Origin of the sequence: Psychrobacter immobilis (genome assembly GCF_904846285.1) — a bacterium.
Classification (GTDB): domain Bacteria; phylum Pseudomonadota; class Gammaproteobacteria; order Pseudomonadales; family Moraxellaceae; genus Psychrobacter; species Psychrobacter immobilis_D.
Genome location: NZ_CAJHAD010000004.1, coordinates 46095 through 64494 on the forward strand (window position 1 = coordinate 46095; position 18400 = coordinate 64494).

Consider the following 18400-nt stretch of genomic DNA (forward strand, 5'->3'; position numbering starts at 1 on the left):
AATAAGTAACTAAGCATTATCTGACTATTTATTGCGCAGGTTTGTTGGTGTCAGCCTGTGCTTTTTCGCGCACACGGATACCAAGGTCACGTAGCTGCTTGCTATCAACTTCAGCAGGTGCTTGGGTTAGTGGGCACTCAGCCGTTTTGGTTTTTGGGAAGGCAATGACATCACGAATGGAGTCTGCACCGACCATAAGCATAATCAGGCGATCTAAACCAAATGCCAAACCACCATGCGGAGGCGCACCGAATTTTAAGGCGTCAAGTAAGAAACCAAACTTATCTTGGGCCTCTTGCTCGCCGATACCAAGCGCTTCGAGTACGGCTTGCTGCATATCATAGGTATTGATACGTAAGCTACCACCGCCAACTTCTGTGCCATTTAGTACCATATCATAAGCGATAGAAAGTGCCGCTTCAGGATTGGTTTTCAGTTCTTCAACAGAACCTTTTGGCTTTGTGAATGGATGGTGCATTGAGGTCCATTTGCCATCGTCAGTTTCTTCAAACATTGGGAAGTCAGTCACCCAAAGAGGCGCCCATTCGCAGGTCAGCATGTCTAAGTCTAGACCAATTTTTTGACGTAACGCACCGATGGCATCGTTGACGACACTGGCTTTATCAGCACCGAAGAAGATAATATCATTACTCTCTGCACCCGTACGCTCAATCAAGCTTGCCAATACGTCATCAGTCATGTTTTTGATGATAGGCGACTGTAGACCAGATTCTTTATCCACGCCGTTGTTGATGTTGCTGGCGTCGTTGACTTTAATATAAGCCAAACCACGCGCACCATAAATACCAACAAACTTGGTATAAGCATCGATTTGCTTACGGCTGAGCGAAGCGCCGCCAGGGATACGTAGGGCAGCAACGCGGCCTTTAGGATCGTTAGCAGGTCCAGCAAAGACTTTAAAATCAACGTCTTTCATTAAATCAGCAACGTCGATGAGTTTTAATGGAATACGTAAGTCGGGCTTGTCTGACGCATAGTCACGCATCGCTTCAGCGTAAGTCATACGCGGGAAGTCTTCAAAATCCACATTCATCATGGTTTTAAACAGATGCTTAATCAAACCTTCGTTGATATTCATGATTTCTTCTTCATTTAAGAAAGAAGTCTCAATATCGACTTGGGTAAATTCAGGCTGACGGTCAGCACGTAAGTCTTCGTCACGGAAACACTTAGCGATTTGATAATAACGATCAAATCCTGACACCATCAATAACTGTTTAAATAGCTGTGGTGACTGCGGCAGGGCAAAGAAGTTACCCGGGCGAGTGCGTGAAGGCACCAGATAATCGCGTGCGCCTTCTGGTGTGGCACGAGTCAAGATGGGGGTTTCAACGTCTAAGAAACCATGGTCGTCTAGATAACGACGAATCGTTGAGGTGGCTTTAGCACGAAAAACCATACGCTCTTGCATTTGCGGACGACGCATATCAAGGTAGCGATATTTTAAACGCAAATCTTCTGATACCGTGGTTTTCTCATCATTTAATGGGAAAGGCGGTGTTTCAGATTTTGCCAATACTTCAATCTCTTTGCCCAGCAGCTCAATCTGACCACTGGTCATATTATTGTTTTCGGTACCTTCATAACGGCGGCGTACGCGACCAGTGATTTTTAGCACGTATTCAGGACGTACCGCATCGGCAATCGCAAACGCTTCTGGCGTATCAGGGTCAACGACGACCTGCAAGATACCCGCGCGGTCACGCATGTCTAAAAAAATCACGCCACCGTGATCGCGACGACGATGTACCCAGCCTACGATACTAATGGTCTGATCGATGAAGCTTTCGGTTACGGCTCCGCAATATTCGTCTCGGTATTCGCTATGCGTCATAGTGCTTTGCGTCATAATATAATTATCCAGTTGTCAGCCCAATTCGAAATACAATAATGCAGCCGCTATTGTGTGATACATGCGCCGTGCCATTTAAGCCTTTAACTAAAAAAGCACGAATAACGCGATATAAGACAAATGGTCATCACGTTGGCTGCAGAAAATTTGGTGTAAACACATATTATGCCTAATCTGCCCTTGTTATACAACCTGTGGCGTCCAATCAGTGATGTTCAATCGAAGTGCAGGAATGTATTCGTAGTGGGCGTATTTATTCAGTAATATTTGCATTGGGTTAAATATTGTCATTTTGCTTGAAAATACTAGCCAGCGTGCGCATATCAGGCTAACTTATCAAACCTTATTAAAATTAAAACCACTTCAATTATGCATTACCATTATTTATTTTAACTATCAAGGAATCCTGCTCATGCTTTTTCATCCTTCTAAAAATCCTGTTGAGCTAAGAGTTATTCATCTCAATAAAAGTCAAGAGCAACGTCGTGAAGACCTGATGGAGGCGACCCAAGGTAAAGCGGCGCTTAAACAACTGAAAAAAACCATGGCGAAAAAAGCCAAGCAAGCCTTAAAAGTAAAAACTAAAAGCAAAAATAAAAAGAAAAATAGCGATGATAAGCAACAAGTATTTGTTCTTGATTTTGATGGCGATATCAAAGCCACAGCAGTGAAGCATTTACGTGAAGAAATCAGCACGCTTATCAGCACCGCTAATAAAGGTGATGAAGTCGTGGTACGCTTAGAATCAGGCGGCGGTTTGGTTCATAGCTATGGATTGGCAGCGGCACAATTAGCACGTTTAAAAGACGCGGGTCTAAAACTCACCGTTTGTGTCGATAAAGTCGCGGCCAGTGGCGGTTATATGATGGCTTGTGTCGCCGACAATATCGTCGCCGCACCATTTGCTGTGATTGGCTCAATCGGTGTGGTATCGCAATTACCAAACTTCCATAAATGGCTCAAAAATCACGACGTCGATTATGAGATGTTTACCGCTGGTGATTACAAACGTACCGTGACCGTATTTGGTGAAAATGACGCTGAAGACCGCGCCAAATATCAAGAAGAACTTGAGCAGACGCACGAGTTGTTTAAGCATTTCGTCAATACTTATCGTCCAACATTAGATGTCGCTAAAGTGGCGACTGGCGAGCATTGGTATGGTGAAGATGCCCTAAAACTTAATTTAATCGATAGCCTGCAAACCTCTGACAGCTATATTTTAGAGCGTATGGAAAATAATGAAGTGTATGCGCTGCATTCACGTCAAAAGCCAACGTTAGCAGAAAAATTGGGTTTGTCACAAGCCGCAGAAGCAACAATCAGCATGGCGGTTGATAAGCTACCAGATGCATTGGCACGTTTTGATTTGAACAGTCGTTTGAATATTCTAAAATAAGTCTAAATATCATTAGGTTACTTGATAATTAGCGTTCTAGCATTTCAACAGCGAATCGTGCATTGTTTGTATTTTGTAAAAGGCGTGTCCTAGCGGGTCGCGCCTTTTTTGCTGTTTAATCATAAATGCTGTGTTATAAATAGTGCAGATAAAAGAGAGTATACGCACGTACACTATAAAATATCATTAATCTTTTTATGAAATCTCGATATATAGAATCTCAATGTGAATTTTATAAAAGTTATTAACTATAAGCAAAGAAAAGGATGTCAACTATGTCTACCGACACATTAATGTTTACCGCCACCGAACATGGTCAAGCCATGCATGCCAAAGTCAAAGAATTTATCGAAACCCAAATCGAGCCAATAGAAGCACAGTTTTGGGCGGATTGTCATGCGCAAAACCCAGACGGCGATTGGACCAAATGGCACTGGCCAGAAAAGTACGAGAGCCTGCGTAAACAAGCGCGCGAGGCGGGTTTATGGAATCTTTTTTTACCAGATGATAAGCTTGGTGCTGGGCTTTCTGTTACCGATTATGCACCGATTGCCGAGCTGACCGGTCGCAGTTTGTTAGCGCCTTATGTCTTTAACTGTAATGCCCCTGATAGCGGTAATATGGAATTATTATGGCGCTATGGTTCTGATGAGCAGCAAGACAAGTGGCTCACGCCAATATTAGAAGGTAAAACGCGTTCGGTGTTTTGTATGACTGAGCCTGATGTGGCGTCAAGTGATGCGACCAATATGCAGGCGACGGCTGTCGTCGATGGTGATGAGATTATCATTAATGGTAGTAAGTGGTGGTCATCTGGTCTTGGCGACCCTGCGGTCGATGTTTTGATTGTTATGGCCTATACCCCTGATGAAAATAAAGACCGTCATCATCAGCATTCGATGGTATTGGTGCCAGCAAAGACAGCAGGCGTCAAGATTGAGCGTATGCTAAAAGTATTTGGCGATTATGATGCGCCGCACGGTCATGGTGAAGTCAGCTTTAACAATGTGCGTGTGCCAGTTAATAACTTTATCGGTGGACCCGGAATGGGCTTTGAGATTGCGCAAGGTCGATTAGGGCCAGGTCGTATCCATCATTGCATGCGTTGTATTGGTGCTGCCGAAAAGTCTCTTGAGCTAGCGGTCAAACGTGGTATGCAGCGTACGGCTTTTGGTAAACCATTGCTACAACTGGGCGGTAACTTTGAGCGTATTGCTGACGCACGTATTAAAATTGACCAAGCGCGCCTGCTGACGTTATACGCGGCGCAAAAAATGGATGCCCAAGGTACCAAAGCAGCATTGACTGAAATTTCTGCGATTAAAGTCGTTGCACCAACGGTATTACAAGAAGTGGTTGATATGGCAATTCAAATCCATGGTGGTATGGGCGTTTGTCAAGATACGATGTTGCCTGCTTTCTTTGCGCAAGCACGAGCGCTACGTTTAGCCGATGGTCCTGATGAAGTTCATAAAACTATGATTGCTAAATTAGAATTAAAACGTCACGGTTTTAGCCGTTCTTCATCAAAGCCTGTTAAATCTTAGAAGGCCTACTAAATCGTCATTTGAATTGCACGACTAAAAATTCACTATCGATTATTTGATGGTGAATTTTTAACTCTTAAGCTTTTATAAAGAATAAAAGACTTATAAAAAATAAACGACCACACGATAAGGAACATCTTATGGCAACTGAATACCCTGCCAACAACAGCGATGCTGACAATCAAGCCGTTAATAAAGTCCTAGATAAAGGCGGCGAAGTGCGCGAGGGCGAAGAGCTCGACGCTAAAGCGGTCAGCGCTTGGCTACGAGAGCAAGGCGTCGATATAAAAGGCGAGCCAACCGTTACCCAATTCTCAGGTGGCGCTTCAAACTGGACTTATCGCTTGCAATATAATGGTGAGGGCACAGACCAAGACTTGATTCTGCGACGTCCACCAAAAGGCACTAAAGCCAAATCAGCGCATGATATGGTGCGCGAATATACCGTGCAAGAAGCTTTAAAAGACGCTTATCCGTACGTACCAAAGATGGTCGCGCTCTGTACTGATGAAGACGTTATTGGAGCCGATTTTTATGTCATGGAGCGTATGGAAGGCATCATTCCTCGTGCCAATTTGCCAAAAGGCGTTGATTTAGATCCAGAGCAAACGCGTGCCCTATGTACCAACGTCATCGACGCCTTGATTGAATTGCATCAAGTCGATTATACCAAGCATCCTGATTTAGTGAATTTAGGTCGTGGCGAAGGGTACTGTGAGCGCCAAGTGACGGGTTGGGATAAGCGTTATGTCAAAGCCAAGACGCCCAAGGTGCCAAGTTTTGCCTTAGTACGTCAATGGCTTGGCAAGCACACGCCTGCTGATAGTAAAACCTGCCTCATTCATAATGATTGGCGCTTTGATAATGTGATTTTGGCGGCTGATGATCCGACCAAGGTCATCGGTGTGCTCGATTGGGAAATGGCAACCTTAGGTGATCCTTTGATGGATTTGGGCAGCGCATTGGCTTACTGGATTGAAGAAGACGATAACATCATCATGCAGCAATCTCGCCGTCAGCCAACACATTTGAAAGGCATGATGACGCGTGACGAAGTGGTTGCCTATTATCTTGAAAAGACTGGCCTTAAGATAGATAACTGGACTTTTTATGAAGTGTTTGGCTTGTTTCGCCTAGCGGGTATCGTGCAGCAGATTTATTATCGTTATTATAATAAACAAACCAGCAATCCAGCTTTCAAGAATTTTTGGATTATCGTCCATGTCTTACATGCTAAATGTCTAAAACTTATTGCTCAATATGAAGGCGAGGCTTTATTTACGAGCCACGTGCAACCGCACCTGCAAGATATGGGCGTCGATGCGGCTATGGTTGAGCAACTGCCGAGTCCTATTCAAACGGTTATCAAAGGCATTTTACCAAAAAGCTATTTTGGACAAAGTACTTCTAAAACTCAAGAATAAACGCTTCAAACGCATATCAAATGCAGAAATTTATAGCAGTTTATTAAATCTAAAAAATTGAAAAAAGTACGATTAATAAGGCAATGTTTTATGACAACCATACTTTTAGCACGTCATGGTCAAGCGTCATTTGGGCAAGAAGATTACGATCAGCTCTCAGAGCTTGGTGGTATGCAGGCACAAATGCTGGGTCAGCATTATGCAACGACCCAACGACGAATCGATGCGATTTTTAGCGGTAGTTTGGTTAGGCAGCAAGATTCTGCACGTCATTTTTGGCAAAGTTATCAGTCATCTTTTGGCGAGGGTAACGAGAAACCGAGCGTGTCTGCTATCAATCTAAATGAGCCTGATAGCTATGTGCTGCCGCAATTTGATGAGTTTAATCATAAAGATGTACTGATAAAATCGAATCCTGCTTTTGCTAGTCGCGTAGCAATTGCCGCTGAGATTGCTAAAGCAGAAGTGCCGGTCACACGTCTAGCGGAGCTGTTTGACGACGCGATGCAGCGCTGGCATGCGGGTGAAAATGACAACGATTATATCGAGAGCTGGCTGCAATTTAATGAGCGTGCCAAGCAAGCGCTTGAGCAGGTCCGTCTGCAAGTTGCTAATTTACAGTTGGGCGTTGATGATACAGTGCTGGTCTTTACCTCAGGCGGTATCATCGCTGCTATCACCGCGCAGTTATTACAACAAGGCAGCTCGATGGCGTATCAAATCAATAAAAGCTTGGTAAACACCGGCGTGACGTCACTTACGCTTAAAAACGAACGTAGTCGCTTATTGTCTCTAAATGAGTACAGTCATTTATTCGCTGATGGCAAACGCTTTGTGACATGGCGCTAAAAAAGAGATGAGTAAAATATTAAAGCCATGATTAAGAAGCCAATTAAAAACATAATAAAGCGGTTACTGTAACTAGGTAGCCGCTTTTTATGGTTTTAAAATCAATAATTAGCATCGTTAAAATGCTTTAACTTTATGGTACTGTAAATTGATTGCGTGTTTGGTTTACGCTATAACTGCTAAGCTAAGCTAAGCTAAGCTAAGCTAAGCTAAGCTAAGCTAAGTCTATAGGTTTACGCTATGATAGATAATCGACGTCATTTATATTGATACCAACAGGATAGGATGGTCCATGAAAAATAAATTAATAAACTTAGTCACTAGTAGTGCTAAGCAACATAAAAATCAGCTATTTAGTGCTATTCAGCCAGCGCGTTATCTGAAAGGCTTGAATAAGCAGCAAGTTGGACGCGGTAAAACGATTTTAATCACCGGCGCGAGCTCAGGATTGGGCGAGGGCATGGCACGATTATTTGCTAAACTTGGCTATAACCTTGCTATTTGTGCCCGCCGTGCTGATCGTTTAGAAAATCTAAAGTCAGAGTTGATGGTCCAGTATCCTGATATTCGTATTGAATATAAAGTCTTAGATGTCAGCGATTACGAGGCGATATTCGACGTATTTGATGCGTTCGCAGCGGATTTTGAACATATCGATCGCGTGGTGGTCAATGCTGGTATTGGCGATAGTCGCCGGATTGGGAAAGGGCGTTTTGATACCAATCGTAAAACGGTTGAAATTAACTTTATCTCAGCGCTCGCCCAATGTGAAGCAGCGATGAATATCTTCCGTGCACAAAATAGTGGTCATTTGGTCGTGATATCTAGTATGTCAGCGATGCGCGGCTTACCTAAGCATTTGACCGCTTATGGTGCAAGTAAGGCGGGCTTGGCGCATCTCGCAGAAGGTATCCGTGCGGATATGTTATTGACCAAGCTGCCGATCAAAGTGTCTACTATTTATCCCGGTTATGTGCGCACGGAGATCAATGAAAATGCCAAACCTTTACCGTTTGAAGTAGATGCCGAGACGGGTACCAAAGCAATCGTCGCCGCGATTGAGGCGGAGGTCGACGAAGCTTGTGTACCAAGTTTGCCATGGTCGATTGTCGGTAAAGCTATGAAACACTTGCCATTACAAGTGGTCAATAGAGTCAGCTGATAGCAGTTTTTTTGCTGATGATGTCAGAAGTATTAAAATCAAACCAATAAAAAGCCCGCTACATTTTATATAGCGGGCTTTTATTATTTTTGAAACTTTAAAGTTTTAAATATTACAAGGTTTGCGGGTTATCTGATATATGTTTTTCACGCAGTTTTTGACGTAGTACTTTACCGACATTGCTCTTTGGTAGCTCGCTGACAAACTCGATATGACGCGGGCATTTATAGCCAGTTAAGTTATCGATAGCGAACTCTTTGATGTCGCTTTTACTGACATTGTTATCGGCAGGCACGATATAGATTTTAACCGCCTCACCTTGATGGTCATCAGGAATGCCGATGACCGCACATTCAACAATCCCTTTACAATCAAGCATCACTGACTCGATTTCATTAGGGAAGACGTTAAAGCCTGAGACCAAAATCATATCTTTTTTACGATCAAGTAAGGTGATATAACCTTTTTCATCCATACTGATGATATCGCCAGTACGGAAATAACCATCTTTGGTAAAGTCATTGGTATTGTCTTTATTAAAGTAGCCAGAGGTAATATTTGGTCCTTTAATGCACATCTCACCCGACTGATTATAACCGACGGTCTCACCATTATCATCAACCACAATAATATCAACACTTGGGACAGGAATACCAATGGTACCGTTGAATTTGCGATCTGTGATGACGTTAGCTGTACCTGCCGCTACGCCTTCGGTCATACCCCAACCTTCAACCATTGGACAGCCAGTAACTTCCAACCAGCGTGCAGCGGTCTGTTCGGTCGCTGCCATACCACCTGCTTGCGAGATACGTAATGAGCTAAAATCTAAGTCTTTAAAATTAGGTTGATCAAGCAACCCTTTAAACAAGGTATTGACCGCTGGGAAAATATGGAATGGTTGTTTTGATAAGGTTTTGATAAATCCAGGCATATCGCGTGGGTTTGGTATCAAAATAAAGGTATAACCAGAACGCATACCAAGTAAGCTCAGCATAAAGGCAAAAATATGATAAAGCGGCAGTGCCATGACCATATTGATATATACCTCATTAATCTCCGAGGTAACAGGACGGTACCATGCTTCTGACTGCATTGCGGCAGCGACGACGTTACGCTGAGTTAATACAGCGCCTTTAGACAAGCCTGTTGTACCACCGGTATATTGCAAAATCGCTTTTTGTTGCAATGACGTTTTTGGTGCTTGGAACGGCAGGTTTTTACCTTTTTTAAGCACGTCAGGGAATTTGGTAACGTTATATTTAGGATCATTAAGATTGTACTTCGGTACTAAGCGTTTGACCTGACGGATAACCGTATTGACCAAAATACCTTTTAGACCCATCATATCGCCCATTTTTGATAGGACAATACGTTTGATATCCGTCTCTTCGATCACTTGCTCAAGCGCTTGAGCAAAGTTATCGACCACAAAAATCACTTGAGCACCTGAATCATTTAGTTGATGACGCAGTTCGCGACCGGTATACAGAGGATTGATAGGGGTACAAACATAGCCTGCACGTAAAATACCAATCATGGTCGGTAAGTACTGTGGTACGTTTGGCATCATAAGCGCAACGACGCTGCCTTTAGGAATGCCTTGTGCTTGCAACCAAGCAGCGACGGCAAGAGAGGCTTTATCAACATCACCATAAGTATGAGTCACACCCATACAAATAGTCATAGGGTGCATACGAAAGCGGTTAAAGCACTCTTCATATAACTCTATGAGGCTCTCATACTGATCAGGATTGATGGTTTTAGGTACGTTTGCTGGGTATTGAGCAAGCCAAGGTTTATCAGTGGTCATACTTAGCGTCCTTAAATTTACGATAAGTTAAGGTTCTATAAAAAAGTAGTCACATCCTTGTCAACAACATTATCATCGCTATATAAGCAATGGATTGTCGAGTGTTATCCTATTTATCCACAGACTGCTAAAATACGGTGACCTTTATACAAATGTATTAAATTGCAAGATTGTTTTACGAAAAAGATATTTAACTACCAAAAATAAGTATTTAAGTAGATTAAACGGCTAGTAAAAGATTTTAATATTAAAACAAAAAATATTATCATCCACATAAGGCTAGTCGGTTAACCTCAATCGAAGATACTATTAATATAAGTTAATAAATAATAGCGTAACATATTTTGGCAGTACATTAACATAACTACCATTGAGCTGGTTATTCTTATACAAGAACTTGTTAGTTTATAATTAAGTTTGATAAAGTAAAAGAACTGTGTTGCAAGTAAAATAAGATAAGTGGTTGTGAATATAAGATAAAAGGTGGTAAAGCACAAAAAAGCACCCTATATATGATAGAGCGCTTTTTTCATGGCTTTTATATTAATAAGCCATTGAGGCTTTGCGTTAATTAACGTTGTGGATTGTCAGCGATATGCTTTTCACGCAGTTTTTGGCGCAGTACTTTACCGACATTACTTTTTGGCAACTCATTCACAAACTCGATATGACGCGGGCATTTATAACCAGTCATGTTGTCTAGGGCAAATTCTTTGATTGAGTTTTTAGTAACGTTATTATCAGCAGGAATAACATAGATTTTGACTGCTTCACCTTGACGATCGTCAGGAATACCAATCACGGCGCAATCAATAATCCCTTCACAATCAAGCATGACGGACTCTACTTCGTTAGGGAAGACATTAAAGCCTGAGACCAAAATCATGTCTTTTTTACGGTCTAATAATCTAAAGTAGCCTTTTTCATCCATGCTGACAATGTCGCCAGTGCGGAAATAGCCATCTTGGGTAAAGTCTTCGCTACTGTCTCTGTTCAGGTAACCTGAAGTAACGTTAGGGCCTTTAACACACATCTCACCTGCTTGGTTGACACCAACGCGATTGCCTTCATCGTCAATGATGATAACATCAACGCTTGGCACAGGAACACCAATGGTGCCATTAAACTTACGGTCAGTAACGACGTTGGCAGTACCGACTGCGACACCTTCGGTCATACCCCAACCTTCAATCATGGCGCAGCCAGTGGTCTCAAGCCAGCGTGCTGCCGTCTGTTCGGTTGCCGCCATACCACCTGCTTGCGAGATACGTAGCGAGCTAAAATCAAGGTCTTTAAAGTTTGGATGATCAAGCAAGCCTTTAAACAAGGTATTAACCGCTGGGAAAATATGGAACGGTTGTTTTGATAAGGTTTTGATAAATCCAGGGATATCACGTGGATTAGGTATCAATATAAAGGTATAGCCCGAACGCATGCCTAATGAGCTCAGCATAAACGCAAAAATATGATACAGCGGTAGTGCCATGACCATATTGATATAGACCTCATTAATCTCTGAGGTAATCGGGCGCGTCCAAGCTTCTGATTGCATGGCGCCTGCGACGATATTACGCTGAGATAAAATGGCGCCTTTAGATAAACCTGTTGTACCACCGGTATATTGTAAAAAGGCTTTTTGATCCAAGTTCATTTTTGGCTTTTGGAAGGGCAAGTGCTTGCCTTTTTTTAGCACATCTGGAAACTTCGTTACTTCATGTTTAGGATCATTAAGCTTATATTTTGGTACCAAGCGTTTGACCTGACGAATAATGGTATTCACTAAAATACCTTTTAGACCCATCATATCGCCCATTTTTGATAAGACGATACGTTTGATATTGGTCTCATCAATAACCTGTTCGAGTGCTTGAGCAAAATTATCAACCACAAAGATAACCTGAGCGCCTGAATCATTTAGTTGATGACGCAGCTCGCGACCGGTATACAGAGGGTTGACTGGCGTACAAACGTAACCTGCGCGCAAAATACCAATCATCGTTGGCAGATACTGCGGCACGTTTGGCATCATGAGTGCAACCACGCTGCCTTGAGGCAATCCTTGCGCCTGTAACCAAGCAGCGACCGCAAGAGACGCCTTATCAATGTCATCATAAGTATGGGTCACGCCCATACAGATACTCATCGGATGCAAACGAAAGCGGTCGAAGCACTCTTCATATAGCTCCATGATGCTGCCATATCTATCTGGATCGATAGTTTTTGGTACACTCTTAGGGTATTGGGCAAGCCAAGGTTTATTCAACATCATAGTCAGCGTCCTGGTAGTTCAATTAGGTTTCTATCGTTAAGCAGTCATATCCATGTCAATAAAAAAATCAGCGCTGACATAAAAAAATTGCCGCTGAGTTTGATAACATCCTTATCTATTGACGGACCGCTAAATTTGTAACTATTGTTCATTTTTGAAAAATGATAAAAGCGTTAATATCAAGTAAATTCGCCCATCTTAAAAATCATACCTAGTTTTACACCGTTTTTACCACTTCTCTGCAACTAAAAAATAATGCATCGGCGATATAATGATACATTTAAGCAATACATTAGCATGAATCTAAGTAAAGGCAATATTAACATGAGCGTACTGCCCAGTACATATTTAATGCTAATAAAACCATTTAACTATTATGCAAGAAAAAAATGACCAACGGTCGTTATGGTAGGACGAGCTGCTGCTTTTTATTAAAAAAACGCCGATGAATGAGTAAAGCGCTTATCGTACAGCCAAGGGTACTACTGACGCAGATTAAAAACATCGTTACAATCTGATAACGTACCGCTTGGGTAGGGTCTGCGCCAGCAAGTATTTGCCCAGTCATCATACCTGGTAGGCTGACAATACCGACAACCAGCATTGAATTTAGGGTGGGCGTCATGCCATTGATGATCGCAGCTCGTATTTGTTCATGTACCGCTTCAAATGGTGTGGCAGATAGGCTTAACATCATCTCTATGCGCCCTTGTTGCCCATGAAGGTTTTCGATAAGCTGATTGCTGGTCAAGGAGATGGCCGTTAAAGAATTGCCAAGTATTAAGCCGAGTATAGGAATGATAAATTGCGGTGTATACCAAGGTTGCACTTGTAAAATAAGGCTAATAGCGATGACTGTCACCAATACTGCTGATGTACTGACAGCGATTAACGTATCGACTAATAAGCCTTTATAAGTACGTTTGACTCGATTTTTGGCAGCGCTCCCGGCAATCAAAGTCATGATGGTCAAAATAATAAGGACTTCGTACCATTGTTCCCGAGCAAAAATCCATGCCAGTATTAGTCCGATAAAGCTAAGCTGTATCACCGTACGGATAGCAGCAATGACAAGTGTTTTGGTCAATCTTAGACGTAAAAACCATGACACGACCAGCACGATAATAATCAAACTGCTGGCAAGCGCAATGTCAGCGTTAGTCAGTACGATTTGCATGTTATCTGTACTCATGACGGGAGCTCGTTATAAAGACTATGTTAATCTACTTTAGTTAAAACCCCTGCTTGCATATGCCAATGCTTATCTGCTAACGGCATAATATCGTGCGTGTCATGAGTCACCCATAGTAATGTTCGCTTTGGCTCACGCCGTAACCAACTGACAAGCAAGTGGATGAGTTTCGCTGAGGTATCGACATCTAAGGCCGCAGTAGGTTCATCCAATAACAGCACTTGCGGATTTAATTGTAATAAACGCAGCGTATTGACCAGTTGCTTTTCACCACCTGACAAAGTATTAGCGTCTTGTTGTAAAAAGTCAGGGATGCGCTCTAAATGCTCAAGCTGCTCGATATGCCAATCGATATTAAAATGCTTTTGCTGATGGATTGCCAAGCGGTAAGGCAACTGCAGGTTATCAACCACGCTGCCTTCTAGTAATTGAGGCTGCTGCGCGAGAAGGGCGACCTGTGAGCGCCATTGCGTGAGTGCTATTTCATGAATGTTATGACGAGTATGGCTATTTTGTTCATCGCTTTGTAGCCAAACATCGCCTGTGGTCATAGGCAGTAGCCCTGCCAATACACGCAATAAAAAGGACTTGCCACTGCCAGAAGCACCGGTCAAAACCGTTACTTGCCCAGCCAACAACGTACCACTGCTGCCACTTATCAGTGCTCGTTTATTAATAGATAAAGCATCAACGCCATCGGACGCTGAGTTCTTCTGTCTTTTTGTGCGCCATCGGCGGTAAGTAGGAAACGGAGTAAAGCTTGAATGAGCAAGCGCGCTATGATTAGGGTTTGCTATCGCAGCGCCCTTGCTATATATCCAGATATCTTCAAATACTAGCATAAAAGGCCTTATTATTTGTCTTATCAGCGCTCATAGGCCAGTCAGTTAAGTGTTTTATTGATCAGCGTGTTGTGTGATTGCTTGCTGAATGGTATCGCGCAATTTTTGCGGTACACGAATAGGACGCATGGACGCGTTGTGATTCACAGTAGCATCAGAACCATCATTCGATATAGGAGTTGGCATGATTTGATTTTGTACACAAGCGATAACGATTTTGGTGCTGCTTAATAGGGTACTGCTTAAAAAAGCAGAGCTCGCTTGAGTGTTATCATCTGCATCCACATTTGGCGATGAGCGATGGATACTTTGATAAAATATAATGCTGGCAGGTTTGAGCTCAACCTTATCGATGCGTACATTGATAACTTCGTCTAATAGAATGGCTTTTTTGTATTGCAGGTCTGCTTGACTGACGACAAAGTGCTGAATGTCACCATCATCGGTCTGCAAAAAATACCCATTTAAACCAAGCTTAGTAAACCAGTCGCGGCGACAGTTTTCGAAGAATACTAAATGATTGGCATGATAGACTATGCCACCCGCATCAGTATGGTTAATATACACATTATAGTCAGTGGCAAATAGCGGTTTGGTTGCGCTAATGGGTGTGGTATCGGTATTTTTATTCGGGGTTGTTATCATAATAATGCTCAATAAATTTGCTTGAAAAAAAGTGCTTAGTAAAAGTACTTAACTGAAGCGTTTAATAAAAAACTGCTTCATTAATAATGTTAACGCACAGGTTGTGACTTCTAACAGCTACTCTATCGTAAGAAATAAGGGCGCGCAACAGATAGCCTTGCTGATGTCTGTTATCATAATCCTTTATATATTGCCGCTTTGTCTAGTTTATAGCAGCACTTTTTAACAGCCGCACTTGTGTATAGTCACACTTTGTTTTAATTCACTAGTATAGGATAATTTATGACCCGTTTTGTCAGTTTTAATATCAATGGTATCCGCGCTCGCCAACATCAGCTAGAGGCGGTACGAGAGGTAATCGACCCTGATGTGATGGGTTTGCAAGAAACCAAGGTACATGATGAGCAGTTTCCACTCGAAAATGTCGAGAGCTTGGGCTATCACGTCGAGTATTTCGGTCAAAAAGCCCATTATGGCGTCGCTCTACTGTCCAAGGTTGCCCCTATTTTTGTACAAAAAGGCTTTCCGGGTGAAGATGCAGAGGCGCAAAAACGCTTTATCCATGCGCGTTATATATTTGATGGACGTGAAGTGGATGTGCTTAACGGTTATTTCCCGCAAGGTGAGAGCCAAGATCATCCGACCAAATTTCCTATGAAGCGTGCTTATTATGCAGATTTGATGACCTATATCGATACGCTAAAAGCAGAAGGGCGCTCGCTGATTATCATGGGTGATATGAATATTGCCCCAGAAGATACCGATATTGGTATCGGTGAGGTCAATGCGAAGCGCTGGCTTAAAAATAGAAAAACCTCGTTTTTACCGGAAGAGCGTGAATGGTATAGTGACTTGATGTCGCGCGAGCTGACTGATACTTATCGTTTACATTATCCAGAGAGTACCGAATTATATAGCTGGTTTGATTATCGCAGTCGCGGCTTTAATGATGAGCCGAAACGCGGACTGCGTATTGACCACATTTTATGTACGGCGGATTTAATAGAGCACTGCGTCGACGCAGGCATCAGCTATGAGCTACGAGCCATGGAAAAACCCTCTGATCATGCGCCAATTTGGGCAGCTTTTGACTTAAACAAAGTATAATAACTCGCTTTTAACATCAGATTTTTAATAGCAGACTTTACAACCAAGAGTGTATAACGAAGATTTTATAAAAGATAACCAATAAATAATGCATCAGCATTGATGAATAAGGATTGAATGATGGCTGTCGGCAACGTTGCAGTACCCAATACGATTTATCCTATTGATGGAATCAAACTAAGCGCCACCCCTGCAGGCGTACGCTACAAAGACCGCGATGATTTGGTGGTGATAGAAATTGCTTATAGCGCCAACACTGCGGTTGTTACTACGAAAAACACTTTTTGTGCCGCGCCCGTACGCGTCTTACGTGAACACTTTGCTAAAGCCAGTCCGCGTTATTTAATTACCAATACAGGCAATGCCAATGCTGGCACAGGCGCTGATGGCATGCGCCGTGCGCTTGATATCTGTAGCGCTTTAGCTACCAAAGTTGGCGTAGATGTCAGCTCTGTGTTGCCGTTTTCAACTGGTGTGATAGGTGAGCCGCTAAACAGTGACGCCATCATCGCAGGCTTAGACAATGCGTTAGCCAACTTAGGCACTGATAATTGGCTCGCTGCCGCAAATGGCATTCGAACCACTGATACCATTCCAAAGCTTGCTAGTGAAAAGGTGAATGTCGATGCTAGCAGCTATCATATTACGGGCATGTCAAAAGGGTCAGGCATGATACGCCCTAATATGGCGACCATGCTTGGCTATGTGGCCACGGACGCTAATATCGCCGCTGACTTATTGCAAGAAATGCTTAGCAAGATTAACGAGCAATCTTTTAACCGCATTACTGTCGATGGCGATACCTCAACCAACGATTGCTGCGTTTTGATTGCCACAGGTACGGCGAGCTCAGAGGTTATTGATAGCCCAGAACATCCGCATTATCAGCCGATATTTGCTGCTTTGACGGCGGTGTTTGTACGTTTGGCGCAATTGATTGTGCGAGATGGGGAAGGTGCTACCAAATTTATGACGGTAAAGGTCACGGGCGGCAATACCACCCAAGAATGCTGCGATGTGGCATATGCCGTTGCTCATTCACCACTGGTCAAGACCGCATTCTTTGCCAGTGATGCCAACTGGGGTCGTATCTTAGCAGCGGTTGGTTATGCGAGTATCGATAACCTTGATACCGAGCAAGTCGATGTTTATCTAGACGAAGTGATGATTTGTCAAAATGGCGGTGTGGCTCCGACTTATACGGAAGCGGCTGGCAAAAAGGTCATGAGCCGTCCTGAGATTACCATTCATATTGATTTGGCACGTGGCGATGCTCAGGATACCGTTTATACCTGCGATTTATCTTACGATTACGTCAAGATAAACGCCGATTATCGTAGCTAAAAGTCATCTATATTTTTATACAAACGCTCAAAGCTGTCATTTTTATGCATAGTTTTGAGCGTTTTTTTATGTCCAATACCGAATTATTCAATACCGCGATTTCTCTCATTAATAAATCACTGTTAATTAACGACCATGAATAAAAACCATCTATTAACACCAGTTGCAAAAGCTGACGTTAAGTTACAAAGCAGTCATAGAGCGTTAGGGGCTGAGCGACCTATACTTACCGCAGTAAACAATAGACGGTACTGATAATAAGAGCTGAGCGCTTTTTTATACATCAAGATATCGATTTATAAATCAAGTTTGTCTCGATTCTATAGCTTGTGATTAGTGCTTGTAATTAATTAGGCTTTTAATTAACAGTATCTTTATAAATACCTACTACCTTTTGAATAGTAATAATTGATTAAAATGAGTTCAAAAGGTAATGATTAATACAAATAAACTGAGGATTTAATAATGAAAAAATTAGCAATAGCTGCATTGATGACGACTTTTGTTTTGTCAGGTTGTTCTACTATTGGTATGAATAATGAGCGTACTATGGTCGTTGAAGGCGAACCTGTAAACGTGAAAGTGGTTAATATTCCAAGCTTTAAAATAGAAATAGCGCCACTAAAAGCAGTATGTGAGCTACCAACTGCAAATGGCACTATGGTTGAATCAGAATGCCTACAATATCGTCAGACTTATCAGAAAAACTACACGCCTTTAAACGGTGATATCCAAGGCTTTACTTATGAGCCAAATTATCGCTATATTCTAGATGTGCGCCAAGAAGCGGTTATGAATGAAGCGACCAAAGTAGTTAAACCAGTTTGGATTCTAAACGAAGTGGTTTCAAAAACTGCTGAGTAACTTCTAGACCTAATTAGCATTAGCTAATATTGTTAAATTAGAATAGTTAACCACTTATAAAAAAGCCTCT

The 18400-nt window shown here is 42.4% G+C and carries 14 protein-coding genes; 8 read left to right on the forward strand and 6 right to left on the reverse strand.

Annotated elements, in window-relative coordinates; genetic code table 11:
- Positions 1 to 28: 28 nt before the first annotated feature.
- Positions 29 to 1855 carry an aspartate--tRNA ligase gene (aspS, locus tag JMX13_RS03985; RefSeq protein WP_201610028.1) on the reverse strand — a complete coding sequence of 609 codons (1827 nt, stop codon included), beginning with the start codon at positions 1853 to 1855 and terminating at the stop codon, positions 29 to 31.
- Between the two features lie 400 nt (positions 1856 to 2255).
- Here aspS and sohB point away from each other — a divergent pair, with 400 nt between their 5' ends.
- From sohB to JMX13_RS04010, 5 genes are all read left to right on the forward strand, one after another.
- A complete protein-coding gene (gene sohB / locus JMX13_RS03990) occupies positions 2256 to 3272 on the forward strand; it encodes a protease SohB (RefSeq protein ID WP_227686217.1) in 1017 nt (338 codons plus the stop codon).
- A 293-nt stretch (positions 3273 to 3565) separates the two neighbouring features.
- Positions 3566 to 4819: an acyl-CoA dehydrogenase family protein gene (locus tag JMX13_RS03995; RefSeq protein WP_201610030.1), complete on the forward strand. Its 1254-nt coding sequence runs from the start codon at positions 3566 to 3568 to the stop codon at positions 4817 to 4819.
- 140 nt (positions 4820 to 4959) lie between these two features.
- Positions 4960 to 6243 carry a phosphotransferase family protein gene (locus tag JMX13_RS04000; protein ID WP_201609823.1) on the forward strand — a complete coding sequence of 428 codons (1284 nt, stop codon included), beginning with the start codon at positions 4960 to 4962 and terminating at the stop codon, positions 6241 to 6243.
- Positions 6244 to 6333: 90 nt separating this feature from the next.
- The gene (locus JMX13_RS04005) at positions 6334 to 7092 is read left to right on the forward strand and encodes a histidine phosphatase family protein (RefSeq protein ID WP_201609831.1); all 759 of its coding nucleotides are present in this window, start codon (positions 6334 to 6336) and stop codon (positions 7090 to 7092) included.
- Positions 7093 to 7384: 292 nt separating this feature from the next.
- Entirely contained in the window at positions 7385 to 8254 is an 870-nt protein-coding gene (locus JMX13_RS04010; protein ID WP_201609833.1) for an SDR family oxidoreductase, read from the forward strand.
- Positions 8255 to 8366: 112 nt separating this feature from the next.
- Here the strand turns inward: JMX13_RS04010 and JMX13_RS04015 are convergent, their stop codons facing one another.
- The 5 genes from JMX13_RS04015 to JMX13_RS04035 form a co-directional block, all read right to left on the reverse strand.
- A complete protein-coding gene (locus JMX13_RS04015; RefSeq protein WP_201609835.1) occupies positions 8367 to 10067 on the reverse strand; it encodes an AMP-binding protein in 1701 nt (566 codons plus the stop codon).
- A 571-nt stretch (positions 10068 to 10638) separates the two neighbouring features.
- A complete protein-coding gene (locus JMX13_RS04020) occupies positions 10639 to 12336 on the reverse strand; it encodes an AMP-binding protein (RefSeq protein WP_201609837.1) in 1698 nt (565 codons plus the stop codon).
- Between the two features lie 403 nt (positions 12337 to 12739).
- Positions 12740 to 13528 carry an ABC transporter permease gene (locus JMX13_RS04025; RefSeq protein ID WP_227686208.1) on the reverse strand — a complete coding sequence of 263 codons (789 nt, stop codon included), beginning with the start codon at positions 13526 to 13528 and terminating at the stop codon, positions 12740 to 12742.
- 26 nt (positions 13529 to 13554) lie between these two features.
- Positions 13555 to 14370, reverse strand: a complete 816-nt coding sequence (locus JMX13_RS04030) for an ATP-binding cassette domain-containing protein (protein ID WP_201609846.1) — start codon at positions 14368 to 14370, stop codon at positions 13555 to 13557.
- A 54-nt stretch (positions 14371 to 14424) separates the two neighbouring features.
- Positions 14425 to 15015, reverse strand: a complete 591-nt coding sequence (locus JMX13_RS04035; RefSeq protein WP_201609848.1) for a hotdog domain-containing protein — start codon at positions 15013 to 15015, stop codon at positions 14425 to 14427.
- Positions 15016 to 15297: 282 nt separating this feature from the next.
- Here JMX13_RS04035 and xthA point away from each other — a divergent pair, with 282 nt between their 5' ends.
- The 3 genes from xthA to JMX13_RS04050 all read left to right on the forward strand — a co-directional run bounded on the left by xthA (position 15298) and on the right by JMX13_RS04050 (position 18330).
- Positions 15298 to 16122: an exodeoxyribonuclease III gene (gene xthA / locus JMX13_RS04040; RefSeq protein WP_201609850.1), complete on the forward strand. Its 825-nt coding sequence runs from the start codon at positions 15298 to 15300 to the stop codon at positions 16120 to 16122.
- Between the two features lie 120 nt (positions 16123 to 16242).
- On the forward strand, positions 16243 to 17466 hold the full coding sequence (gene argJ / locus JMX13_RS04045) for a bifunctional glutamate N-acetyltransferase/amino-acid acetyltransferase ArgJ (RefSeq protein ID WP_201609852.1): 1224 nt from the start codon (positions 16243 to 16245) through the stop codon (positions 17464 to 17466).
- A gap of 465 nt (positions 17467 to 17931) precedes the next feature.
- On the forward strand, positions 17932 to 18330 hold the full coding sequence (locus JMX13_RS04050; RefSeq protein ID WP_201609854.1) for a DUF4377 domain-containing protein: 399 nt from the start codon (positions 17932 to 17934) through the stop codon (positions 18328 to 18330).
- Positions 18331 to 18400 lie beyond the last annotated feature (70 nt).